This window comes from Nocardia sp. NPDC127606, assembly GCF_042671725.1.
Lineage (GTDB): Bacteria > Actinomycetota > Actinomycetes > Mycobacteriales > Mycobacteriaceae > Nocardia.
On record NZ_JBHXWQ010000003.1, the window covers coordinates 620,986 to 644,676 of the forward strand.

At 67.8% G+C, this 23,691-nt stretch carries 23 protein-coding genes and 2 pseudogenes; 11 read left to right on the top strand and 14 right to left on the bottom strand.

The annotated features are described in order from the left end of the window. Positions 1 to 106: 106 nt before the first annotated feature. The 7 genes and pseudogenes from ACFVJ5_RS18495 to ACFVJ5_RS18525 form a co-directional block, all read right to left on the bottom strand. A complete protein-coding gene (locus ACFVJ5_RS18495; protein ID WP_379221914.1) occupies positions 107 to 715 on the bottom strand; it encodes a transcriptional regulator in 609 nt (202 codons plus the stop codon). Next, a pseudogene (locus ACFVJ5_RS18500) lies at positions 692 to 799 on the bottom strand (transcriptional regulator); the annotation flags it as partial. The pseudogene ACFVJ5_RS18500 and the gene ACFVJ5_RS18495, both read right to left, overlap by 24 nt. Positions 800 to 1,140: 341 nt before the next feature. Beyond that, entirely contained in the window at positions 1,141 to 1,653 is a 513-nt protein-coding gene (locus ACFVJ5_RS18505; protein WP_379221515.1) for a GNAT family N-acetyltransferase, read from the bottom strand. Between the two features lie 126 nt (positions 1,654 to 1,779). Then, the gene (gene rsgA / locus ACFVJ5_RS18510) at positions 1,780 to 2,862 is read right to left on the bottom strand and encodes a ribosome small subunit-dependent GTPase A (RefSeq protein ID WP_379221517.1); all 1,083 of its coding nucleotides are present in this window, start codon (positions 2,860 to 2,862) and stop codon (positions 1,780 to 1,782) included. A gap of 324 nt (positions 2,863 to 3,186) precedes the next feature. Beyond that, a pseudogene (locus ACFVJ5_RS18515) lies at positions 3,187 to 3,363 on the bottom strand (transcriptional regulator); the annotation flags it as partial. 56 nt (positions 3,364 to 3,419) lie between these two features. After that, positions 3,420 to 3,737, bottom strand: a complete 318-nt coding sequence (locus tag ACFVJ5_RS18520) for a hypothetical protein (protein ID WP_378655185.1) — start codon at positions 3,735 to 3,737, stop codon at positions 3,420 to 3,422. A gap of 152 nt (positions 3,738 to 3,889) precedes the next feature. Next, on the bottom strand, positions 3,890 to 4,366 hold the full coding sequence (locus tag ACFVJ5_RS18525; protein ID WP_379221519.1) for a DUF1772 domain-containing protein: 477 nt from the start codon (positions 4,364 to 4,366) through the stop codon (positions 3,890 to 3,892). A 145-nt stretch (positions 4,367 to 4,511) separates the two neighbouring features. Between ACFVJ5_RS18525 and ACFVJ5_RS18530 the strand changes: the two genes are divergently transcribed. Continuing rightward, positions 4,512 to 5,120 carry a DUF4126 domain-containing protein gene (locus ACFVJ5_RS18530; RefSeq protein WP_379221521.1) on the top strand — a complete coding sequence of 203 codons (609 nt, stop codon included), beginning with the start codon at positions 4,512 to 4,514 and terminating at the stop codon, positions 5,118 to 5,120. 7 nt (positions 5,121 to 5,127) lie between these two features. Here ACFVJ5_RS18530 and ACFVJ5_RS18535 read toward each other — a convergent pair whose 3' ends face one another. Next, a complete protein-coding gene (locus tag ACFVJ5_RS18535; RefSeq protein ID WP_379221523.1) occupies positions 5,128 to 6,138 on the bottom strand; it encodes an LLM class flavin-dependent oxidoreductase in 1,011 nt (336 codons plus the stop codon). 52 nt (positions 6,139 to 6,190) lie between these two features. Beyond that, positions 6,191 to 6,748 (bottom strand): hypothetical protein, encoded by a 558-nt coding sequence (locus ACFVJ5_RS18540; RefSeq protein WP_379221525.1) that lies wholly within the window; start codon positions 6,746 to 6,748, stop codon positions 6,191 to 6,193. Positions 6,749 to 6,830: 82 nt separating this feature from the next. Here ACFVJ5_RS18540 and ACFVJ5_RS18545 point away from each other — a divergent pair, with 82 nt between their 5' ends. The 4 genes from ACFVJ5_RS18545 to ACFVJ5_RS18560 all read left to right on the top strand — a co-directional run bounded on the left by ACFVJ5_RS18545 (position 6,831) and on the right by ACFVJ5_RS18560 (position 10,855). After that, complete coding sequence (locus ACFVJ5_RS18545; protein ID WP_379221526.1) at positions 6,831 to 7,307, top strand: MarR family winged helix-turn-helix transcriptional regulator; 477 nt, start codon at positions 6,831 to 6,833, stop codon at positions 7,305 to 7,307. 71 nt (positions 7,308 to 7,378) lie between these two features. Continuing rightward, positions 7,379 to 8,809 carry a DHA2 family efflux MFS transporter permease subunit gene (locus tag ACFVJ5_RS18550; protein ID WP_379221528.1) on the top strand — a complete coding sequence of 477 codons (1,431 nt, stop codon included), beginning with the start codon at positions 7,379 to 7,381 and terminating at the stop codon, positions 8,807 to 8,809. An 82-nt stretch (positions 8,810 to 8,891) separates the two neighbouring features. Continuing rightward, entirely contained in the window at positions 8,892 to 9,968 is a 1,077-nt protein-coding gene (locus ACFVJ5_RS18555) for a class 1 fructose-bisphosphatase (RefSeq protein WP_379221530.1), read from the top strand. Between the two features lie 11 nt (positions 9,969 to 9,979). Continuing rightward, on the top strand, positions 9,980 to 10,855 hold the full coding sequence (locus tag ACFVJ5_RS18560) for a phosphoribulokinase (RefSeq protein WP_379221532.1): 876 nt from the start codon (positions 9,980 to 9,982) through the stop codon (positions 10,853 to 10,855). Between the two features lie 19 nt (positions 10,856 to 10,874). On the opposite strand, the gene ACFVJ5_RS18565 is transcribed toward ACFVJ5_RS18560, so the two are convergent. From ACFVJ5_RS18565 to rpe, 3 genes are read right to left on the bottom strand one after another with little or no spacing between them, the layout of a single operon-like run. Beyond that, entirely contained in the window at positions 10,875 to 11,564 is a 690-nt protein-coding gene (locus tag ACFVJ5_RS18565; RefSeq protein ID WP_379221534.1) for an HAD family hydrolase, read from the bottom strand. Beyond that, positions 11,561 to 13,561 carry a transketolase gene (gene tkt, locus ACFVJ5_RS18570; protein ID WP_379221536.1) on the bottom strand — a complete coding sequence of 667 codons (2,001 nt, stop codon included), beginning with the start codon at positions 13,559 to 13,561 and terminating at the stop codon, positions 11,561 to 11,563. Before tkt ends, ACFVJ5_RS18565 begins: the two co-directional genes overlap by 4 nt. Continuing rightward, on the bottom strand, positions 13,561 to 14,286 hold the full coding sequence (gene rpe / locus ACFVJ5_RS18575) for a ribulose-phosphate 3-epimerase (RefSeq protein WP_379221538.1): 726 nt from the start codon (positions 14,284 to 14,286) through the stop codon (positions 13,561 to 13,563). The genes tkt and rpe overlap by 1 nt, the downstream gene beginning before the upstream one ends. A gap of 105 nt (positions 14,287 to 14,391) precedes the next feature. Between rpe and ACFVJ5_RS18580 the strand changes: the two genes are divergently transcribed. Beyond that, positions 14,392 to 15,060 (top strand): response regulator, encoded by a 669-nt coding sequence (locus tag ACFVJ5_RS18580; RefSeq protein ID WP_379221540.1) that lies wholly within the window; start codon positions 14,392 to 14,394, stop codon positions 15,058 to 15,060. Beyond that, positions 15,057 to 16,226: a GAF domain-containing sensor histidine kinase gene (locus ACFVJ5_RS18585; protein ID WP_379221542.1), complete on the top strand. Its 1,170-nt coding sequence runs from the start codon at positions 15,057 to 15,059 to the stop codon at positions 16,224 to 16,226. Before ACFVJ5_RS18580 ends, ACFVJ5_RS18585 begins: the two co-directional genes overlap by 4 nt. 99 nt (positions 16,227 to 16,325) lie before the next feature. On the opposite strand, the gene ACFVJ5_RS18590 is transcribed toward ACFVJ5_RS18585, so the two are convergent. Next, positions 16,326 to 17,321: a class I fructose-bisphosphate aldolase gene (locus tag ACFVJ5_RS18590; RefSeq protein WP_379221544.1), complete on the bottom strand. Its 996-nt coding sequence runs from the start codon at positions 17,319 to 17,321 to the stop codon at positions 16,326 to 16,328. A gap of 36 nt (positions 17,322 to 17,357) precedes the next feature. Continuing rightward, on the bottom strand, positions 17,358 to 18,269 hold the full coding sequence (locus ACFVJ5_RS18595) for a LysR family transcriptional regulator (RefSeq protein WP_379221545.1): 912 nt from the start codon (positions 18,267 to 18,269) through the stop codon (positions 17,358 to 17,360). A 105-nt stretch (positions 18,270 to 18,374) separates the two neighbouring features. Here ACFVJ5_RS18595 and ACFVJ5_RS18600 point away from each other — a divergent pair, with 105 nt between their 5' ends. The 4 genes from ACFVJ5_RS18600 (at position 18,375) to ACFVJ5_RS18615 (ending at position 23,677) form a co-directional block, all read left to right on the top strand. Next, a complete protein-coding gene (locus tag ACFVJ5_RS18600; RefSeq protein ID WP_379221547.1) occupies positions 18,375 to 19,838 on the top strand; it encodes a form I ribulose bisphosphate carboxylase large subunit in 1,464 nt (487 codons plus the stop codon). A 13-nt stretch (positions 19,839 to 19,851) separates the two neighbouring features. Continuing rightward, complete coding sequence (locus ACFVJ5_RS18605; RefSeq protein ID WP_063004317.1) at positions 19,852 to 20,277, top strand: ribulose bisphosphate carboxylase small subunit; 426 nt, start codon at positions 19,852 to 19,854, stop codon at positions 20,275 to 20,277. A gap of 4 nt (positions 20,278 to 20,281) precedes the next feature. Next, on the top strand, positions 20,282 to 21,259 hold the full coding sequence (locus ACFVJ5_RS18610; protein ID WP_379221549.1) for an AAA family ATPase: 978 nt from the start codon (positions 20,282 to 20,284) through the stop codon (positions 21,257 to 21,259). A 141-nt stretch (positions 21,260 to 21,400) separates the two neighbouring features. Further along, positions 21,401 to 23,677 (top strand): FdhF/YdeP family oxidoreductase, encoded by a 2,277-nt coding sequence (locus tag ACFVJ5_RS18615; RefSeq protein ID WP_379221551.1) that lies wholly within the window; start codon positions 21,401 to 21,403, stop codon positions 23,675 to 23,677. Positions 23,678 to 23,691: the final 14 nt, after the last annotated feature.

The window sequence follows — 23,691 nt, forward strand, 5'->3', positions numbered from 1 at the left end:
AGGCAGTGCGCGGTTATCAGGGGTGTGTCACCACCAGGATCGACGGTACTGCTGGACGGCCGGCAACTGTCGCGCCGATCCGGCTCCGCACCCGCGCGATGGATCGCTACGCGGATTCGGAGAGGCGCAGTCGGGGGAGGGCAGCCAGGCGGTCGGCGGTGTCGGTATTCGGTTTCGGGTTGTAGAGCACCAGTGACCAGTGGGGATGGTCGGCGATAGTGAGCGTGGTGGCGTCGAAGTAGAGATCCCCGGCTTCCGGGTGGTGCAGGGCGTTCACGGCTTGCAGCGGCGCACCGACATCGTGGCGCTCCCAGAGTTCGGCGAACGCCGGCTCGGCGGCAGCGAGTTCGCTTGCTACGCGCTGGAATTCGTCGTCCCGCGGGACGAGGGCCGCGTCCGCGCGATAGGCGGCGACCACACCCGGTGCGGCATCGGCCCACAGGTCGGGCAGCCCGCGATAGCGCGGACTGGTGAAGAACGTGACCAGGCAATTGTGCGGCTCGCCATCGTCACACCCGAACACCCGCCCCGCAAGCACGTTGAACGCCAAGATGTTCCAGTATCGATCCCGCACCACCGCGGGTCCGCGCACCCACCCATCGATGAGCGCCCGAATCTCCGCGGTCACCTCCGCCGCGGACCCCCGCGCCACCGGCGGATTGAGCCCGGCCAGCACATACAGATGCGCCCGCTCCGCCGCACTCAGCCGCAACACCCCCGCCACCGCATCGAGCACCTCACCCGACACCGTGATGTCACGCCCCTGCTCCAACCAGGTGTACCAAGACACCCCGACCCCGGTGAGACGTGCGTGCTACGTACTCCACGTCGCCTGAGCAGCGCAAAGAACACGTCAGAATTCCTCGCTCAGTTCCACCACCTACCCGGTCAGGCGATCAAGGCTGCGCGCCGGCGGCATTGCAAGTGTCGGAGAGGCTGCCGCCATGCTTGCGAGCTCGATAAGGAACGGATGATGTGATGGAGGGCGAAAAGGGCGTCGATGACGGGGTTGGAATGGGATCCCGCCATGCGGGAATCTCTCGGAGGCATGGGATACCGGCCCGCCCCTGGGGCCGACCTGCATGTCTGCAGGTCGGCCCAGGACAACGGGATAGGGCTGAGCGGAGTGTTTCTGCTCGGTTAGATGCCGAAGGGTGCTGCGTAGCGGACGGTGCCGCTGGGCAACCGCTCGGAGTCGAGACTCAGTGCCATCAATGCCTCGTCGGGGACATCGATACTGAGGCGGATGCCGTACTCCGAGGCGCGGGTGAACCCGAACCGCGGGTAGTAGGTCGGATGTCCGAGAACGATCACGAAGTGCTCGCCCGCCCGCTCAGCGGCCTCGAGCGCGGCACGGATGGCAGCGGAGCCCGCCCCGGTCCTGTGGTACTCGGGCAGCACCGCGCACGGTCCCAGGCATAGCGCCGGGGTGTCGTCGACGTGACAGCGAGTCAGCAATGCGTAACCGACAGGCTCGCCGTCGGGTCCTGCGCTGAGGATCGACAAGCTGTCTATCCACGCCGGATCGGCGCGCAGAGCGTCGACGAGGTCGGCCTCCTCGGCGGTGTCGAATGCGGCGAGGTTGATCTTGCGGATCGCGGCTATGTCGCCGTTGGTCTCGGCGCGGGCGGTCCAGTTATTCTGAGTGCTCAAAACAGTTTTCTCCGTTTCGGTGTGGTGAGTCAGGCGGTGTGGTGAGTGGCCGGTCTGCGTGACTGAAGTGCCTGCCGCAGATGCCGCAGCCGGGAGGACCCTGGCTGCGGCCTGCCACAATCGGTGTCAGCGTTCGCGCTGGCGGTCGCGGAATCGATAGGTCGCGCGTAGATCCCGCGTGATCACCTTTTTGGTTTTGCTGCGCTTGCTCGACTCGCGGCTGTTTCCGCGGTCCGCGGCCCGTGCGCTTTCGCGTAACAGCTTGCGGTACCGGTCGAGCCTGCTCACATCCAACATGCCGGCGACTACGGCTTGCTGTACCGCGCAGCCTGGTTCACTGCGATGTTCGCAATCACCGAAGGCGCAGTCGCGGGCGTAGGCCTCGATCTCGGCGAAGACCCGCTCCACCCCGTCGGCGGCATCTTGCAAGCCGATACCTCGCAAGCCCGGAGTGTCGATGAGCACCCCACCGCCGGGTAGCGGCAGCAACTCGCGGTGCACGGTGGTGTGCCGACCTTTGCCGTCGCCGACCCGAACTTCGCTGGTATCCATATGCTCTCGACCGAGCAGGGCGTTGGCAAGGGTGGACTTTCCCGCGCCCGACGGGCCGAGCAGGACCGTGGTCCCGGTCACCACCTCCGACAGAAGATCTAGACCCGCACCTGTCGTGGCGCTGGTGGTGACGATGTCCACGCCGGGTGCCAGCGAGGTGAGAACGGCCAAAGCTGCGTCGAGATCGTCGACGACGTCGGCTTTGGTGAGTACGACGACCGGTTTCGCACCGCTGTCCCACGCCAGCGCCAGTAGCCGCTCGACCCGGCCCGCGTTCAGCGGTGCCGCGAGCGAGACGGCGATGGCGACGGTGTCGACGTTGGCCGCCAAGACCTGCTGGTGGGAGGTTCGATCCGACGAGGCCCGGGTGATCGCGCTGCGCCGTGGCAGCAGTGCCAACAGTTCCGGCTCCGGCTCCAGCCGCATCGCTGCCCAGTCGCCTGTGCACACAGTATGGGCGGGGTCGAGGGAGGCCACGGCCGCGCTGGCCGCGCGGACAGCGCCCGATGCGGTCAATGTGTCACAGCGGCCGCGGTCGACCCGCACGACGCGAGCCGGAACCAGACCAGCGGACGCATGCGCTACGAACAGCGCAGCGAACGAGTCGTCCCAACCGAGCGCGGATAGATCGGATGAGGACGGAGAAGATGAATACATAGTGAGACCCTTGGGAAAGGGGGCCCCGGCTCGAACGCCGATTTACTGCGGCTGCGAGCCGACACGGCTCGCGCCGCTATCGGCGATGGAAATCCGTCAGACCGGGGCCCGGGACGTGAGGATGGTCCGGGCGCTGCACAGGGCAGCGGTCTTCACCGCGATCATCAACTCACCTCCCAATCTTTCGCACCACGTCTAACTCGGACGCATGAGCCTAACACCAGACGGAAGTACCCGCCATTGATATACGCGACCGTCTCCTCCACGCCGTTCAAGCGAGCAGTCGGCGATCAGAGGAGTGTTTCACACATCGGACATTTGAGGAGTGTGTAACCGACATCTCACCCGGGCCAGCATCGCGACTTCTTCGCGCCGTAGGCCGGGGGTTCGCCGTCGCCCCGCTACCGGCAGACCCGCTTCGCCCGGTCCGATCCGCTCCCGCCGCGATCGCAGGAAGTCACGGAGCTCTTCGCGTCGCCGGGTGGATGCCGCACTGACCATGAATCCACGGTAACAACGAGGCGAGTGGGGTGCTGCTCGATTGCAGGGTGCGTGGCCTACGCCTGAATGACCTCGATGCCGACCAAGGCGTTGAGCGAGTCGCAGCTGGCCCACGACTGGTTCTGTCCGTACTGCGCGGGGCCGTACTTCCAGTAGACGAACGGGACCGGCCACGCGACACAGGTGAGTTTCACCTGGTGCCAGGTCGGCAGTTCGCAATTGGCCATTCCGCCGGTGTTGAAGATGTTGTACACGTGACAGTTGGCCTGCCAGACCGGTACGTCGGCCTGGGCCACGCCGCCACCGACGATGACGGCGGAAGCAGTGGCGGTGGCAACGAGCGCACCCGCGGCGAGTCTCTTCACAGAAAGCATTTCGAACCTCCTGAATCGATGTTGTCTGAGAAATCGCCAGGTGATCGGAAACGTTACTCGGATGATTTGCGGACGAGTTGATTTCCCTGTGCTTCGACTCGTCGAAGAAGATTGCTGGTGATGAGCCGTGGAAGCGTATTCGGAATTCGATATCAGAACAGGATCAGCGCGGCGCACAGTCCGGCGATGGCGACGAACTGCAGAGTGACCCGGTACTTCAGGATGCTGTCCCACTTGTCCTGCAACGCACGGGCATCGGCCGGAATGATGCCGCTCTGCGCGGCGGCGGTCTGCCTGGCGTTGATCGGCTTGGCGATGCGGACGTAGAGGGTGAGCCAGGTGAGCAGCGCGGCCACCGCGATCCCCGCGGCCACCGCGGCGCCGATCTGCCCGGCCAGCAGCGCGATGAGGAGAGTGAGTACCGCGGTGATCACACCACCCGCGCCGACAACCGGCATGCGTCGGTCGCCGTAGTAGTGACCCCAACCCGCGCTGATGGTGACGGTCGCGTCATCGAGCTTGCGGTACACCGACCGCATGATCACGGCCGCGCAGACATCGGTGCCGTAGACGACGGCATTGGCGAGAACGGCGGCGGTGGCGATGATCTGGCCGGTGACGATGAGCATTTCGGGTTCCCTTTTCCTCGATATCTAGCAGCGCTAGATGATGAAGCAACGGTAGCAGTTGCTCGCTAGCTTGTCTAGCGCTGCTAGATATTTCCGCCGAACGTCATTGCCGCGCGGTGTCGGCAGGCGGGCTTAGGCTGAGCGGGTGTCGGTGCTCCCTCTGATCTTCACCGCGGGCTGGGCCAGCGGTATCAACGCGTACGCGGTGGTGTTTCTGCTGGGGTTGTTCGGGCGGATCGGGTGGGCGGGTGACGTGCCGCCGGGGCTGCAGCGCACCGATGTGCTCGTGGCCGCCGGGGCGCTGTTCCTGATCGAGGCTGTCGCGGACAAGATTCCGTACCTCGACTCGTTCTGGGACGCGGTGCACACGGTGGTGCGGCCCGCGTCGGGCGCGGTCGTCTCGGCGTTGATCGCGGGGCAGGACGATTCCCTGCCCACGATGTTCGCCGCGGCGGTGGGTGGGACGACCGCCTTGCTCAGCCACATCGTCAAAGCGGGCACCAGGATGGCGATCAACACCTCGCCGGAACCGGTCACCAATATCGCGGTGAGCACCGCCGAGGACCTCACGGTCGGCGGCGTCCTGACTCTCGCGGTGTTCTTCCCGGTGCTGGCCGCGGTGATCGCCGCCGTCCTGTTGGCCGTCGGTTTGTGGGTGGTCTACCTGTGCGCCAGCCGAATCAGCCGGTACCGCCGACGAAGGCGAGAACGCCGGGCCGCCCGGACCGCCGGTGCCGACCCGGCACTCGAATAGACCTTTCTCACCGCACCTGCGGGGCCACCTTCGTGCCCAGCAGTTCGATGCTGTGCAGCACCTGCTCGGGCGGCAGCGTCCCGACGCTGGTGTGCAGCATGAAGCGGTCGAGGCCGAGGGTGTCGCGGACCTCGGCGATCTTGTCGGCCACGTAGTCGGGGGTGCCGACGAACAGCGAACCGCTCTGCGAGCGCAGCGCGTCGAACTGGTCGCGCGTCATCGGTCCCCAGCCACGCTCCCGGCCGATGACCGACATCGCCCCGGCGTAGGGCTCGTAGAACTCGGCGACGGCTCGCGTGTCGGTGTCGGCGACATAGCCGTGCGCGTGTACCGCCACCGGTTGCTTCTCGTGCCCGCCTTCGGTGAGTGCCCGGTGATACAGCTCCACCAGCGGCTTGAACCGCGCGGGCTGGCCGCCGATGATCGCGAGGGCGAGCGGCAGGCCGAGCAGCCCGGCGCGGATCACGGATTCGGGACTGCCGCCGACCGCGATCCACACCGGCAGCGGGCGATCGTCGGTGCGCGGATACACCGTCGCGTCGTGCAGCGGCGCCCGGAATCGGCCCGTCCACGTGACCGGTCCCTCCTCGCGCACTCGCAGCAGCAGCGCCAGCTTCTCTTCGAAGAGCGCGTCGTAGTCGGACAGGTCGTACCCGAACAGCGGGAACGACTCCGTGAACGACCCGCGTCCCGCCATCAACTCCGCCCGCCCGTTCGACAGCCCGTCCAGCGTCGCGAAGTCCTGGTATACGCGCACCGGGTCATCGGAGCTGAGCACGGTCACCGCGCTGGTCAACTGGATGCGCTCGGTCCGTGCGGCCGCGGCAGCCAAGACCACAGCGGGGGAGGATGCGGCGAAATCCCGGCGGTGATGTTCACCCACGCCGTACACATCGAGCCCGGCGGCCTCGGTCGCGACGGCCTCGTCGACCACCTGGCGCAGCCGCTCGGCGGCGGTCGGCGCGGGCCGGTCGCCGGTCGGGTACAGCTCGGCGAAGGTGGTGAGCCCCAGTTCCATGTGAACCTCTCTTCGGGTTGCGGTGCCCTAGTAAACGGACCGCGGTCCGATGTCATTCCCGCGCACTCGAAAACACCACGGCCAGCCGCGCGCGGCTGATCTCGCGAGCGGCCGCGCGCCGCCGGGCCGGGTCGGTCTCCTCCGGCTCGATATCGCGCGACTGGTACCCGTCCTCGTCCTCGCGCAGATGAGACGCCGGGGTGTTCTGGTCGATCAGTGCCATCGCCGTCAGGCATACGTGTCCGCACGCCAGCGCTTCCTCGGCGTCCCCGGTCGCCCGGTATCGGGTCGCGTGCACGAGCGCTATCACCGCGAGGGTCGCCGCGATGTCCGACGAGTCGACGGGGGGATCGTCGTCGTCCGAAGCGAGCTCGGGGAGCCGCTCGACGGCATCGCCGAACGCCCCGAAGTCGGCCGCCGTCGTGTCGTCGGTCCAGAGGGCGTCCATCGCCCGGACGAACAGGTCGAGGTCGGCGCCACGCGCCTCGTCCGGCCCGCGCGATCCGGTGAACAGCTGTGCCATCCGTTCGGCGCAGCCCGCGACGAATCCGGCGGCTCGCACCTCGTCGGCGCGCACGGCTTCGGCTACCGCCGGGGCGACGATGTCCATAGGAAGCTCCTTCGGGTCTGAGCGAGATCGGCGAGAATTGTGGATGTATGCGGATTATCTACGACAAAACTATAGTGAGGGTATGACCGCCCTGGCGACGACGCGCACCGAACCCGATCTGTCCTTCCTGCTCGACCGCACCAGTCATGTCCTGCGCACCCAGATGGCAGCGGCGCTGGCCGAAATCGGGCTGACAGCCCGCATGCACTGCGTGCTGGTCCATGCGCTGGAAGCCGAGCGCACCCAGGCTCAGCTCGCCGAGCTCGGTGATATGGACAAGACGACCATGGTCGTCACCGTCGACGCGCTGGAGAAGGCGGGTCTGGCTGAACGGAAGCCGTCGAGCACCGACCGCCGCGCTCGCATCATCTCGGTGACTCCGGCCGGTGCGGAACTCGCCGCGCGCAGTACCGCGATCGTTGACGGGGTCCATCAGGGGGCGCTCGGTTCGCTGCCGAAGGCGGAGCGTGAATCCCTCCTGAGCGCACTGCATCACCTGGTGGAAGGACATCTGTCGACTGTGGTCGAAGCCGCGCCCGCGCGTCGCGCGAGGCAATAGTCCGTTATAGATTGTCTATTACGGAACTATCTAGTACGGTCTCTCTTGTTCCTTCCAGCAGGAGATGACCCATGACCAAGTCCCAGCGCACCGCCCTCGCGGTGCTGTCGGCCGCGATGCTGATGACCATCCTCGACGGCAGTATCGTGACCGTCGCGATGCCGGCGATCCAGGAGGACCTCGGCTTCTCGCCCGCCGGTCTGAGCTGGACCGTGAACGCCTACCTGATCGCTTTCGGCGGTCTGCTCCTGCTGGCGGGACGCCTCGGCGACCTGATCGGCCGCAAGACGATGTTCGTCACCGGCACCGTCGTCTTCACCGCCGCCTCCGTGCTGGCAGGTGTGGCGAGCACCCCCGCCGTGCTGGTCGGGGCCCGATTCCTGCAGGGCGTCGGCAGCGCGATCGCCGCCTCGGTGGTCCTCGGCATCCTGGTGACGATCTTCACCGAACCCCGCCAACGGGCAACCGCCATCGGCGTTTTCAGCTTCACGGGCGCCGCGGGCGCCTCGATCGGGCAGGTGCTCGGCGGCGTGCTCACCGACGCGCTGAACTGGCACTGGATCTTCCTGATCAACGTGCCGATCGGCGTGCTGACCGTGCTGGTGGCGATGAAAGCGCTGCCCGCCGATCGCGGCCTCGGCTGGTCCGCCGGTGCCGATGTGCTGGGTGCGGCCCTGGTCACCGCCGGGCTGATGCTCGGCATCTACACCGTCGTCGAAGTCGAACGCTACGGCTGGGTCTCGGCACACACTCTCGGGCTCGGCGCGCTCGCGGCCGCACTGCTCGCGGCCTTCGTCCTGCGTCAGGCCACCGCGGCGAACCCGCTGCTGCCGCTGCGAATCTTTCGCTCCCGCACGGTTTCCGGCGCCAATGTGGTCCAGATGCTCACTCTCGCGGCCATGTTCGCCTTCCAGATCATCGTCGCGCTCTACCTGCAGAAGGTGCTGGGCTACAACGCCTTGCAGACCGGTCTGGCCATGCTGCCCGCCGCCGTCGCCATCGGCGGGGTGTCGCTGTTCGCCTCTGCCCGCCTGATCACCCGCTTCGGTGAGCGGGCCGTGCTCATCGCCGGTCTGTTCCTGTTGCTGGCCGGGATGTCCTGGCTGACGCGGCTCCCGGTCGACGCCGGCTACCTCACCGACGTGCTGCCGGTGATGGTGGCCGTCTCCGGCGGCGGACTGGTGCTGCCCGCACTCACCGCGCTGGGCATGTCGGGCGCCGACGCCGACGACGCGGGCCTGGCCTCGGGGCTGTTCAACACCACCCAGCAGGTCGGCATGGCGATCGGTGTCGCGGTGTTGTCCACCCTCGCCGCCGCACGGACCGGCACCGAACTGGCGGCCGGAGCGTCCGATGCTGCCGCGCTGACCAGCGGTTACCGGCTGGCGTTCACCGTCGCGGCCGGCCTGCTCGCCGCGGCCCTGGTCATCGGCGTCACCGTGCTGCGTAATCGGCACACGTCCGAGGACGCCTCGGTCGCCCAGGCGGTCCCGGTCTTCTGACGCGCCGAATCGCCGGGAACCACCCCCGCGATTCACCCCCCGGGTGGATGTTCGCCCGGGGGTTCGGTGGTGTCCTCGAAGGATGCTGACCGATCGCACGACGTTGACCCGATTCCTCATCGAAGAGCGCAGGCGCCATCCCGGTTCCAGCGGTGAGCTCAATTCGCTGATCCTCGATGTCGCGCTGGCCTGCAAGGCGATCTCCAAACGCATCGCCTCCGGTGCGCTCACCGGCGTCCTCGGCGGCGCCGGTGTGGTGAACGTGCAGGGCGAGCAGCAGCAGAAGCTCGACGTGGTCGCCAACGACCTGTTCCTGCGCGCCAACGAATGGGGCGGCCAGCTGGCGGGAATGGTGTCGGAGGAACTCGACGACCCCTATACGATCCCGCCCGACTATCCGCGCGGCAAATATCTCCTGGCCTTCGATCCGCTCGACGGTTCGTCCAATATCGACGTGAATGTCGCTGTGGGCAGCATCTTTTCGATTCTGCGCGCCCCGACCCCCGGCGTCGACGCGACGACGGCGGACTTCTTGCAGCCCGGCACCGAGCAGGTCGCCGCGGGCTACGCGATCTACGGCCCCGCGACGCAACTCGTGCTCACCGTCGGCACCGGCGTGCACGCCTTCACCCTCGACCCCGAACTGGGCGAGTTCTTCCTGACCGGGCAGAACCTGCGGCTGTCGGAGTCCACCTCGGAGTACGCGGTCAACAGTTCCAACCGCCGCTTCTGGGAACCGGCCGTGCGCCGCTACATCGACGAATGCCTGGCGGGCGCGACGGGCCCGCGCGAGAAGGACTTCAACATGCGCTGGGTGGCGTCGCTGGTGGTCGAAACCCACCGCATCCTGACCAGGGGCGGGGTGTTCCTGTACCCGCGCGACTCGAAGGACCCGGCCAAGGCGGGCAGATTGCGACTGCTCTACGAGGCCAACCCCATCGCCTTCCTGATCGAGCAGGCCGGCGGCCTCGCCTCGACCGGTCGCGAGCGGATCCTCGACGTCGCCCCCACCGAACTGCATCAGCGGATCGCGTTCATTTTCGGTTCCCGCGACGAGGTAGCGCGCATCGTGAGTTACCACGCCGACGCGGACGAGGAGCCCGACGGCCAGTGGAGTCCGCTGTTCGGTCTACGCGGTCTCTACCGTTCCACCACCTGAGGAGGAGATTCATGTCCGCCAAGCACCCTGTCGTCGCCATCACCGGGTCATCCGGTGCCGGAACAACGTCGGTGATGCGCACGTTCGATTCGATCTTCCGCAGGGAAGGCATCGACGCCGCGTACGTCGAGGGCGACAGCTTCCACAAGTTCGACCGGGCCGGCATGAAGGAGGAGCTGGCGCGTGCGCTGTCGGACGGTGACCACACCTTCAGTCATTTCGGTGCGGAGGCGAACCTGTTCGAAGACCTGGAGAAGCTGTTCCGCGGCTACGGCGAGACCGGTACGGGTCGGGTGCGAAAGTACCTGCACGACAAGGAGGAAGCCGCGCCCTACGACCAGGAACCCGGCACCTTCACACCGTGGGAGGACCTTCGCTCCGGCACCGATCTGCTGTTCTACGAGGGTCTACACGGCGCGGTCGCCAACGAACAGGTCGACGTGGCGCAGTACGCGGACCTGCTCATCGGGGTGGTGCCGGTGATCAACCTCGAGTGGACCCAGAAGCTGCACCGCGACAAGGACAAGCGCGGCTACTCCACCGAGGCGGTGACCGAGACGATCCTGCGCCGCATGCACGACTACGTGAACTTCATGTGCCCGCAGTTCTCCCGCACCCACGTGAACTTCCAGCGGGTTCCCGTGGTCGATACATCGAATCCCTTTGTCGCCCGTACCATTCCGACACCGGATGAGTCGATGCTGGTGATCCGGTTCGCCGACCCGCACGGCATCGACTTCCCGTATCTGCTGTCGATGCTGCACGACTCGTTCATGTCCCGCCCGAACACGATCGTGTGTCCGGGCGGGAAGATGGACCTGGCGATGCAGCTGATCTTCACGCCGATGTTGTTGCGGCTCATGGAACGTCGCGGCCGCACCCGCTGAGCCCCATTCGACGACCACCTCACCCGAGGTGGTCGTCGAACCAGGTCACCAGCTCCGGGTCGTCGAGCCCGTCGGCGACGAGCACCGCCGCCGAGAGGTCGTCGGTGCGCGTGTAGGCGTTCTGGGCGGCCACGCACCGCAGCCCCGCGGCCACCGCCGACCGCACACCGTTGGACGAGTCCTCCACGGCCACTGCCTGATCGGGGGACAACCCGGTCTGGATCAGTACATCCAGATACACCGCGGGGCTCGGCTTCAAGACGGGCACTTCGGTTCCGGTGGTCACGGTGTCGAACGGCTCACCGAACGCGTGCTTCAGCAAAGGGTCGACCCACGCGCGGGTGCCGGTGGTCGCCACGTGCAACCGGACACCGTGCGACCGGAGGCGTTCGATCAGTTCCCGCGCGCCCGGACGGGCACGGATCTGCCCGTCCGCTGCCATCTGCCGCATGATGCGGGTCTTGGTGCGGTGCAACCGATGCGCGAGCGCCCGCGCTTCCTCGACGGGCCTGCCCTGCTGTTCGAACCAGAACGCCAGCCGGTGCGCGCCCCCGGCGACCTTCAGCAGCGTCCCGTACTCCTCGACCTCCCAGCGATCAGGGAGCCCCGCCTCGGCGAAGGCCGCGTTGAAAGCCACCCGATGACCGTCGCGCTCGCTGTCGACCAGGGTGCCGTCGACGTCGAAGATCACTGCCCGCAGTGCAGTCACGGTGCACCGTCGAGGTATTCGCGAATCCGGTCGAGTACGGCGCGCACGGTGAAACCGTGCCGGGCCATGACCTCGTCGCCGGGGCCGCTGTGCCCGAACTCGTCGATACCGATCGCCAGGTCGACCAGTCCGGCCCAGCCCGCCGTGCTTCCCGCCTCGATGCTGATGGTGTGCGCCGCGGCGTCCGGGGTGAAGCGCGAACGATCCATCACCGACACCACCCGCACGTCGAACCCGTCTGCCCGTAGCTGCGCGGCGGCGGCGACCGCCGGTGCGACTTCCGAACCGGTAGCGACGATTTCGATACTGGTGCCTGCTGGTGTGGATGATCTGGCCGCCACCGTGCCGACTGTCGGGGACGGCGCACTGTCGGTGCCCGCCGTACGTGGCCGGGTAGCGGTCTCCGCGGTGTCGAGCTGAGGGAGCGACTGGCGGGACAGGATCAGCGCGGTCGGTCCGTCGACCCGGCTCAGCGCGAGTTCCCACGCGAGAGCGGTCTCCACATCATCGGCCGGTCGCAACACTTGCAGCCCCGGGATCACCCGGAGCGACTCGACATGCTCGACGGGCTGATGTGTCGGCCCGTCCTCGCCGACCGCGATGGAATCGTGGGTGAGCACATAGATCACCGGCTGCCCCATCAACGCCGACAATCGCAGCGCGGGACGCAGATAGTCGGCGAACACCAGGAACGTGCTGCCGAAGACCCGGAACCCGCCGTGCAGGCTCATCCCGTTCAGAATCGCCGCCATCCCGAACTCACGAATGCCGAAAGCGACAGCGCCGGCGGTGAAGTCGTCGCGGTGGACCACCTCGCCACACACGGTGCCGGTCGACCCGGCCAGGTCGGCCGACCCGCCCACCAATTCCGGCATCACCGACAGCGCCGCGTGCAAACACGCCTGCGAGGACTGCCGGGTGGCCCGCGGGGCCTGCGCGGCAACGGCTTCCAGCGCGTCCGGCAATCCCGCAGGCAGTAGACGCGCACGGGCGCGCCGGAACTCGGCGGCGCGCTCGGGCGCGACGGCGTCGAATTCCGCGAACTCCTCGAGCCAGGTCGCATGTTCCGCACCGCCGATCGAGGCCAGCACCGCGCACGTCGCCTCGACCTGCTCGGGCACGATGAACGGTGGAAGAGTCCATCCCGCCAGCTCTTTGGCCTGTGCGAGTCGTTCGGCACCCAGCGGCGAGCCGTGCGCCTTCGACGTCCCGGCGACGCCGGGCGCACCGTGACCGATCACCGTGCGCACCGCGAGAAAGCTCGGCCGGGGATCGCCCTTCGCCCGGATCAGCGCGGCGTCGATCGCCGCGATATCGGTCCCGTCGGCCACTACTTCGGTATGCCACCCATAGGCCGCGGACCGCGCCGCCTGATCGTCACTACACGAGCGCCCGACCGCGCCGTCGATGGTGATCTCGTTGTCGTCCCAGAGCACGATCAACCCGCCGAGCCTCAAATGCCCGGCGAACGAGGCGACTTCGTGACTGACACCTTCCATCAGGCAGCCGTCGCCGACGATCGCGTAGGTGCGGTGCCCGGTGACCTCCGGATACCGGGCGGCGGTCATCCGCTCGGCGAGAGCCATTCCCACCGCCATCGCCAGCCCCTGACCCAACGGGCCGGTGGTGCATTCCACGCCGGGTGTCTCGCCGAACTCGGGATGCCCCGGCGTCCGCGACCCCAGCTGCCGGAAGCGCCACAGTTCCTCGACGGGCAGGTCGTAGCCGAACAGGTGCAACAGCCCGTACAGCAGCGCCGACCCGTGCCCGGCCGAGAGCACGAACCGGTCCCGGTCGGCCCACTCGGGATCGGCCGGGTCATGGCGCAGGTGCCGGCTCCACAGGGTCCACGCCATCGGCGCCGCCCCCATCGGCATGCCTGGGTGACCGGACTGCGCGGCCTCCACCATGTCGGCCGCGAGGAACCGCAGGGTATCGACGGCGAGCTGATCGGTCTGCACCGACGGCACGACAGTCGATGGCGCGATGTCGGTCATCAGGCTGCCTGTCCCGCAACGGTGGCGGCATCGCGAAGCCGCTTGACCGCGGCCGCTTTGCCTTCGGGACAGCTGTACATCCACGATCCCGAGATGAACACATCGGCGCCGGCCGCGGCCGCCCCGCCGATCGTGTCGCCGGTGATCCCGCCGTCCACTTCGAGCTCGATGCAGTGCCCGGACTCGTCGATCATCCGGCGCAACCGCGCGATCTTCGGTTCGACGGCCGGAATGTAGGCCTGCCCACCGAATCCCGGATTCACGGTCATGGCCAGGATCAGATCGGTCTCGGCCAGCACGTGCGCGACGACCTCGGCGGGGGTGTGCGGATTCACCGCGACACCGCTGCGCGCACCCAGATCACGGATCCTGGCGAGCGTGCGATGCAGATGCGTACAGGCTTCGGCGTGCACGATGATCAGCTCGCAACCCGCGTCGATGTACGAGGTGAGCAGCGCATCGGGATTCACCACCATGAGGTGCGCCTCGAACCCCACGGTGCTGTGCGAACGCGCCGACGCGATGACATCGGGGCCGAAGGTGAGGTTGGGGACGAACACGCCGTCCATCACGTCCCATTGGATCCGGTCGACGCCCGCCGCGCACAGATCACCCACTTCCGCACCGAGGCAGGCGAAATCGGCGGGCAATACCGACGGCACTATGAGCGGCCGACGAACTGAGGACTCCGGCATGGCGCGGCCTTTCTGATCGGGTCCGTTCATCGGACCGCACCGGCGTACCCGCCGCACTCCCCCTCGGGGGTGGGGGCCCGGGTGAGATCTCGTCAATGCCCGTAACCCCGCTGCCGCTCGCCGTAGGGTGGAGCCATGCCGGAGTTACCTCCGACCCCGTTGAAGCTTGTGCTCGTCGACGATCACGAAATGGTGCTGCACGGGCTCGACGCCATGCTCGGACACTTTCCCGACGACGTGGTGATCGTCGGCCAGTCCACCTCCGACACCGCCGCGCTGCGGATGGTGGCCGAACATCGGCCCGATATCGTCCTGTGCGATGTTCGTATCGGCAAGGCCAGCGGCTTGGATCTGTGCCGCCAGATCACCCTGCAGTATCCCGAGACCAAGGTCGTGCTGCTGACCGTCTACGACGACGAGCACTACCTGTACCAGGCGCTGCGGGTCGGGGCGTCGGGCTACATTCTCAAGCGGGTCGACGGGCGCGAACTCGTCGCCCAGCTGTGCCGCGTCCGTGAAGGCGAGACGGTGGTCGACGCCGCACTGGCCGGTCGGGTGGCGCTGGCCGCGGCTCGGCTCAGCGCGGGCCAGTTCTGGTCCGGCGCGCACCTCGGCCTGACCCAGCGTGAGTCGGAAGTGTTGGGGCTGTTGGTCTCCGGCCATTCCAATCGTGCGGTCGCGAGCAAGCTGGTGGTCAGCGAGGACACCGTGAAAACCCATATTCGCGGGCTGTATCGCAAGCTGGGGGTGTCCGATCGCAGCGGGGCGATCGCGGTCGCGTTGCGGGAGGGGCTGTTCCGGTGAGCTTCGCGGGCGGCGCGGTGCCCACCGCGGCGGAGCTGGCGCCACTGCTCGGCGCCGACGGTGTGCTGCTCTACGCCGTCGACGGCCAGGATCTGAGCATCGTCGATCTGTGGCCTTCCCATCCCTCGGCGGGCTCGTTGCGGTTGCAGGTCGGATTCGGGGTGACCGGGCTGGTTGCCCGCACCCGTACGCCGGTACTGCTCGACGACGACTCGCCACGTAACGCCCTGCACCGCAGGCTTTTACGTCTGGAACCGCAACAGACGGTCGCGCGGATGTGTTTGCCGCTGCCGGGGCTGGAAGGCGACGTGGTCGGCGTGCTCGCCGTGCACCGCGGTCCCCGTGACCCGTTCGGGCAGCACGACCTCGACGCCGCACAACAGTACGCGGGCGTGCTGGGCCTGTGGTTGCACGCGCAGCGGCTGTTCCGCACCGTCAACCGGCAGCGCACCGAGCGAGACCGCCTGGTCGAGCAGGCGATCACCGCTCAGGAGGCCGAACGCAGGCGCATCGCTTTCGATCTCCACGACGGCGTCACCACCGCCCTTGCCTCGATGTCGTTCCACCTGTCCGCCGCCGACCTCACCGTCTCCGAACTCGTCGCCCACGTCGACGTCACCGACGAGGCCAGCCTGCGCGACCTCGCCAGGGCCCGCGCCGAACTCGTCAGCGCCCGCGAGCTGGCCGATTTCGCCTACAACGAGACCAGGGCGGCGATCTCGGGCCTGCACAGCCTCGTCCTCGACGACCTCGGCCTGGTCGCCGCGATCGAATCGCTGGTACGCACGGTGAGTGGCGAAGGGCCGCCGACGATCGAATTCCTCGTCGATCACGCCGCCGCCATCGACGACATCCCCGACCACGCCGCCGCCACCCTGTACCGGATCGCCCAGGAAGCGCTGGCCAATGCGGTGAAACACGCTGGTGCGCAACGGATCGTGCTTTCCCTGCGCCGGGTCGGTGACTCGGTCATCTTCGGATGTTCCGACGACGGTGAGGGTTTCGACCCGGCAGCGCAGCGAGCGCAGCGTGCCGACGCCGACGGCGAACAGCATTTCGGTCTGAGCTCGATCGCGGAACGTTGTGCCCTGATCGAAGCCTCGCTGCGCGTGGAATCGATGCGGGGACGCGGAACCACCGTGCTGGTGGAACTACCGCTGAAGTAGCGGCGGGCATCGGCCAACGGACGCAGCAGCGGTGCCCGAGGGGTAGCGCCGCTGCTGCGCGTTGCCGCCGCGCTCAGGACGGCTGCCGAGCGGACCCGCCTACGCGGCGTGCTCGGCGGCAGCAGAGGCATTGCGGCAGTTCTGGAGCAGAACACGATGTGCTGCGGGAACTTCGGAGTTCGTTCCACCCCAAGTGTGCAGGGCCGCGCTCACGAGCGCGCGTCCGAAGGAGAATGTCACAGGCCACGGCCGCCCGTCGAGGGCGGCGAGCTCGCTCAGGAAGGCGCACACCCGCGAGGTGGGATGCCCACCGGACAGGAACGCGATGCCCGCCACCTCGGCGGGCACCAGCTCACGCAACACCGCGAAGGTCGCGGCCGCGACGTCGGCGGGCGCGACGGCCGCGGCGTCCAGGCCGGGGGTGACGAAGTTGGGCTTGAGCACGATGCCGCCGAGATCCACCGCGGCGTCGACGAGTTCGGTGAACACCGCGCTCAGGGCCAGGCGTGTCGCCTTCGCCGAGGCCGCGAGGTCGTGGTCGCCGGTGCACAGCACCTCGGGCTCGACGATGGGGACGATGCCGTGCTGCTGACACAGCGCGGCGTAGCGGGCCAGCGCGTGCCCGTTCGCGGCGGCGGAGTAGGGGGTGATGGTGTGCACGTCGAACACCGCCCGCCACTTGGCGAACGCCGCCCCTCGATCCGCGTAGGAGGCCAGGCGTGCGCCGAGCCCGTCGAGGCCCTCGGTGATCAGCGCACCGCCCTGGCCGGGGAGCGCGGTGGTGCCGGTGTCGACCTTGATGCCGGGCAGGATGCCGAGTTCGCGCGCCGCGATCGGGAACGGGCGCCCGTCGGCGAGATCCTGGCCGAAGGTCTCGTCGCAGAGAATGATTCCGCTGATCCGTTCCGACAGGCCGTCGGCGGTGAGCAGCAGTTCGCGGTAGTCGCGCCGGGCGGTCGCGCTCGCGGGAACCCCTTCCTGTTCCAGGCGCGATGACATGGTCTTGATCGACTCGTCGGCGGCGAGAATGCCGCGGCCGCCGCTGGTCAGCTGCTGGGCGATGTCGGCGAGGGCGGTGGCGGGGAGTGTCGTCATGACGACCAGCATGAGAGAGCCCCGTCGCCGCCGTCCTCACCCCTTCGGGCGAGACCGGGTGTGAAATGCGGCCGCGCCCACCTGGTCCGGATCGCACAGGTGCGCCACGAACATGCGGGTCGCCGAGGTCGGTTCCTGGGTCGTGCAGACGTGCCACGGCCGGTCGAGAGGTGTTCCCGGCACGCCGTAGGAGACCAGTTCCCCCGAGGCGAGTTGCTCACGCGCCGCCTCCTCGTGCACGAGCGTGACTCCGAGTCCTTCGCGTGCGGCGGCCACGGCGGCGCCCGAGGTGCCGAGGGTGAGCAGCGGTGGCGCGGCCTGCAACCGGCTCAGCAACGACAGCGTGGTGTCGCGGGTGCCGGAGCCGATCCCGGTGAGCAGCCAGGGCGTGGTGAGCGGATCGTCGACCAGTCCGGGCCGCCCGACCAGCAACAGCCGGTTGGCCCGCTGGGCGGCGGTGACCAGCCCGGAGCCCCGCGGCGGTCGACCGGCCATGGCGATATCGAAGACGTGGTCGGCGGCGCGGGCGAACAGCTCGCCACGCGTCAGCACCGACAGCGACAGTTCCACGTGCGGATGGGCTCGGGCGAAGGTGGCCATCAGCGCGGGCAGCACGTACTCACTGGCCGTCGCGACCGCGCCGATCCGCACCCGCCCGCGATCGGCGTCGTGCACCGCCCCGGCCGCCTCCGCGAGCAGCCCGAGCAGCTTGCGCACGTACCCGGCGAAGATCTCACCCGAGTCGGTCGCCACGATGCCCCGGCCGGACTTGCCGAAAAGCGTTGTGCCCAGTGCGTCTTCGAGCGCGGCGATCGCGGCCGACACCGCGGGCGGCGTCACATGCAACGTCTGCGCGGCGGCACGCACACTTCCGGTGTCGTACACGGCGAGAAAGGTGCGCAGCCGACCCCAGGTGGCGGCCGCGGGCAGGTCGGGGCTGGCGAACATCGTTCAATGATGTCTTAACAATGATCAGGAAACATTCCATTGTCGCTGAACAGTTACGCCCACACACTGAAAGTGCTTCATAGGCGTGACCCGAAAGGAACGGCGATGACGACGATCGACAACGACGGCGCGGCGACCAAAGAGCGTTGGGATCCGGGCGTACAGAGCTACGCCGGGATGGGTTACTGGAACCCCGATTACATCCCCAAGGACACCGACGTGCTCGCCGTCTTCCGGGTCACCCCCCAGGACGGCGTCGACCCGATCGAGGCCGCGGCGGCCGTCGCGGGCGAATCGTCCACCGCCACCTGGACTGTCGTGTGGACCGACCGGCTCACCGCCAACAGCCACTACCAGGCCAAGGCGTACCAGGTCGACGAGGTTCCCGGTAGACCGGGTGAGTACTTCGCCTACATCGCCTACGACATCGACCTTTTCGAGGAAGGCTCCATCGCGAACCTGACCTCCTCGATCATCGGCAACGTCTTCGGTTTCAAGCCGCTCAAGGCCCTGCGCCTGGAGGACATGCGCATCCCCGTCGCCTACACCAAGACCTTCCAGGGCCCCGCTCACGGCATCGTCATGGAACGGGAGATGCTCAACAAGTACGGCCGCCCGCTGCTGGGCGCCACCATCAAGCCCAAGCTGGGCCTGTCGGCCCGCAACTACGGGCGCGTGGTCTACGAGGCCTGTCGCGGCGGCCTCGACTTCACCAAGGACGACGAGAACATCAACTCCCAGCCCTTCATGCGCTGGCGGGACCGCTTCCTCTACGCGATGGAGGGGGTGAACCGGGCGATGGCCGAAACCGGCGAGATCAAGGGCCATTACCTCAATGTCACCGCGGGAACGATGGAGGAGATGTACCGGCGGGCGAACTTCGCCAAGGAGCTCGGCAGCGTGGTGGTGATGATCGACCTCACCATCGGCTACACCGCCATCCAGTCGATGGCGCACTGGGCCCGCGAGAACGGCCTGCTGCTGCACCTGCACCGGGCCGGGCACTCCACCTACACGCGGCAGAAGACGCACGGCGTGAGCTTCCGGGTGATCGCGAAGTGGTCGCGGCTGATGGGTGTCGACCACGTGCACGCGGGCACCGTCGTCGGCAAGCTCGAGGGCGACCCGGCCACCACCCGTGGCTTCTACGACACGTTGCGCGACAACGATGTCCCCCGCAATCTCGGCAACGGCATCTTCTTCGATCAGGACTGGATCTCGATGCCCGGCGTCATGCCGGTGGCCTCCGGCGGCATCCACGCGGGCCAGATGCACCAGCTCCTCGACCTTTTCGGCGACGACGTGATCCTGCAGTTCGGCGGCGGCACCATCGGGCACCCGTACGGCATCGCCGCGGGCGCCGAGGCCAACCGGGTGGCGCTCGAGGCAGTGGTCAAGGCGCGCAACGAAGGTCGCGATCTGCTGATCGAAGGACCCGACGTGCTGCGCAGGGCGGCCAAACACTGCACCCCGCTGCAGGCGGCCCTGGACACCTGGGGCGACATCACCTTCGACTACACCAGCACCGACGCCCCCGATGTGGTGGCGACTCCGGTGCCCTCGATCTGACCAGGAGCACCCGATGAAACTGCGCTACGGAACCTTCTCCTACCTGCCCGACCTCACCGACGACGAGATCGCGGCCCAGGTGAAGTACGCCCTCGATCACGGCTGGCCGGTCTCGCTGGAGTACACCGACGACCCGCACCCACGCAACGTCTACTGGGAGATGTGGGGGCTGCCGATGTTCGACCTGGCCGAACCCGACGGCGTGCTCGCCCAGCTCGCGGACTGCCGAGCCACCTTCCCGCAGCACTACATCCGGCTGCTGGCCTACGACGCGGCCCTGGGCAGGCAGTCCACCGCGATGTCGTTCCTCGTCCAGCGACCGGCGCACGAGCCCGGCTTCCTGCTCGAACGCGTCGAGGGCCCCGACCGCACCCAGCGGTACTCGGTGAAGTCCTACGCCACCGCCCGTCCGTCCGGCGATCGGTACGCGGGCGAGTGAACTGATGGACACACCAAAGGGATTCGGGTTCCACCGGCCCTCGGCAGGCGGCACGGCGCAGACCACGGCGGTCGACGAGGCCGCGGCCGAGCCCGCGATTCTCGGCGACGACGAGGTGCTCGATCTCTCGGCCGACGAGGCCGCGGCCAGGGTGAGCGACACCCTGGCCGCACTCGACGCCGAGCTGGTCGGCTTGGCCTCGGTCAAGCGCCGGGTCCGCGAGATCGCCTCGCTGCTCCAGGTCGACCGGGCGCGCCGCCGGTTCGGGCTCACCACCACCCGACCCACGTTGCACATGAGCTTCACCGGCGGTCCCGGCACCGGCAAGACCACGGTCGCGCTGCGGATGGCGGCCATCCTGCACGCGCTCGACTACATCAGGGCGCCGCGCGTGCACACCGTCACCCGCGACGACCTGGTCGGCCAGTTCATCGGCCATACCGCGCCCAAGACCAAGGAGGCGATCGCCCGCGCGGCCGGGGGAGTGCTGTTCATCGACGAGGCCTACTACCTGTTCCGGCCCGAGAACGAGCGGGACTACGGGCAGGAGGTCATCGAGATCCTGCTCACCGAGATGGAGAACGAGCGCGGTGATCTGGTGGTGATCTTCGCCGGCTACCCCGATCGGATGGCGACCTTCTTCGCCGCCAATCCCGGCCTGAGTTCCCGGGTGCCGCACCACCTCACGTTCGCCGACTACGACCATGCGGAACTGACCCAGATCGCGGGACTGATGGTGGAGTCGGAAGGATTCGCCTTCGACGACGACGCGCACAAGGCGTTCGCCGAGTACCTGACGCTGCGCATGGAGCAGCCCAGGTTCTCCAACGCGCGCAGTGTGCGCAACGCGATCGAACGCTGCCGGCTGCGGCAGGCCCGCAGGCTGGTCGCGCTCGACCGGCCACTGGGCAAGTCCGACCTCATCACGCTCACCGCCGAGGACGTCTACGGCAGCAGCGTCTTCGAGCCGGCACCGGACTGAGTCACACGGTGGCGGAAAGCCCGATAGCCGACACCTATCAGGTGATCGGGCTTTCCGCTTTGACAAGGGTGGACAATGTGAGAAGCCTTTTGTCGGATATGCCGAACGCGCGGTGCCGCAGAACTGAAGAGAAGCTGACACATGACCTCGATCGAGGACCCAGAAGATGATCTGAGCGTGACCCCGCCCAAGACCTGGGCGGTCGGCGTTCCCGCGGTGGCACACGCGATCGAGTACTCGCTCTCGCAGAACTCCCCGGCCCGCACCGTGCTCACCCTGCTGAACATCAATCAGACCAAGGGCTTCGACTGTCCCGGCTGCGCGTGGCCCGAGCCCAAGCGCCGCCACCTCAACGAGTACTGCGAAAACGGCGCCAAGCACATCAACGACGAGGCCACCACCCGCCGCGTCACCCGGCAGTTCTTCGCCGAGCATCCGGTCGCCGAGCTCGACACCATGTCGGACTACTGGCTCAACCAGCAGGGCAGGCTCACCGAGCCGATGGTGAAGCGGCCCGGCGCCACGCACTACGAGCCCATCGGCTGGGACGAGGCGTTCGGCCTGCTGGCCGGCGAACTCCGTGGGCTCGACAGCCCCGACGAGGCCCTGTTCTACACCTCGGGGCGGCTCAACAACGAGGCCGCGTTCCTGCTGCAACTGTTCGCCCGTGCCTACGGCACCAACAACCTGCCCGACTGCTCGAACCTGTGCCACGAGTCGAGCGGTTCCGCGTTGGCGCAGACCATCGGTGTCGGCAAAGGCAGTGTGTCCCTCGAGGACATCTACGAAGCCGACCTGATCTTCGTCGTCGGCCAGAACCCCGGCACGAACCATCCGCGCATGCTGTCGGCACTCGAGGAGACCAAACGCAACGGCGGCAAGATCGTGGCGGTGAACCCGCTGCCCGAGGCCGGGCTGATCCGGTTCAAGAACCCGCAGAAGGCGCGCGGCGTGCTCGGGCGCGGCACCGAGATCGCCGATATCTTCCTCAAGATCCGCCCCGGCGGCGACCTGGCCCTGTTCCAGATGCTGAACAAGCTGCTCCTCGACGCCGAGGACGCGGCGCCGGGCACGGTGCTCGACCACGCGTTCATCGCCGCGCACACCAGCGGTTTCGATGCCTTCGCCGAGCACGCCAGGACAGTGAGCTGGGAGCACGCGCTCACCGCCACCGGGCTGACGCGCGAGGAGATCGAGGCCGTGCACCGGCAGGTACTGGCCAGCAAGAAGGTCATCGTGTGCTGGGCGATGGGATTGACCCAGCACAAGCACGGTGTGCCCACGATCCGCGAGATCGTCGACTTCCTGCTGCTGCGCGGCAACCTCGGTCGCCCCGGCGCCGGGGTGTGTCCGGTGCGCGGGCACAGCAATGTCCAGGGCGACCGCACCATGGGCATCTGGGAGCGGATGCCGCAGTCGTTCCTGGACGCGCTCGGCACCGAGTTCGGCTTCACCCCGCCCGCGGCCCACGGGCTGGACGCGGTCGGCTCCATCCGCGCCATGCGCGACGGCAAGGCGAAGGTATTCGTCGGTGTCGCAGGCAATTTCGCCCGGGCCACGCCCGACAGCGAGGTCACCGAGGCGGCCCTTCGGCAGTGTTCGCTGACCGTGCAGATCTCCACCAAACTCAACCGCTCCCACACGGTCTGCGGCGAGACGGCACTGATCCTGCCCACGCTGGGCCGCAGCGATCGCGATATCCAGGCCACCGGCGAGCAGTTCTACACGGTCGAGGATTCGATGAGCCAGGTCCGCACGTCGCGGGGGCGCCTCGACCCGGCATCGCCCGAGTTGCTGAGCGAGATCGCGATCATCTCCCGGTTGGCGCGCAGCACGCTGGGGGCGGAGTCCACGATTCCGTGGGAGGAATTCGTCGCCGACTACAGCACCGTGCGCGACCGTATCTCCCGGGTCGTGCCCGGCTTCGAGAACTTCAACGAACGGGTCACCGCGCCGGGCGGGATGCTGCTGGTCAATCCGGTCAACAAGGGCATCTTCCGCACCGTGAGCGGTAAGGCCGAGTTCACCCGCAACGACTTCGACATGATCGACGCGCCGCCGGGATACCTTGTGCTGCAATCACTGCGGTCCCACGATCAGTGGAACACCATTCCGTACGCGGGCAACGATCGCTACCGGGGCATCCACAACGCCCGACGGGTGGTGATGGTCAACCCCGACGACCTGGCCGAGCGGGGGATCGCCGACGGTGCCCTGGTCGACATCGTGAGCATCTGGCACGACGGCACCGAGCGGAGGGCGGAGAGGTTCGTCGCCGTGGGATATCCGGCCAGCCGTGGTTCGGCGGCCGCGTACTACCCGGAGACCAATGTGCTGGTTCCGCTCGACAGTGTCGCCGACATCAGCAACACGCCGACGTCGAAGGGCATCATCGTCCGGCTGGAGCCTGTGGCCTGACGCACAGCCGTCCC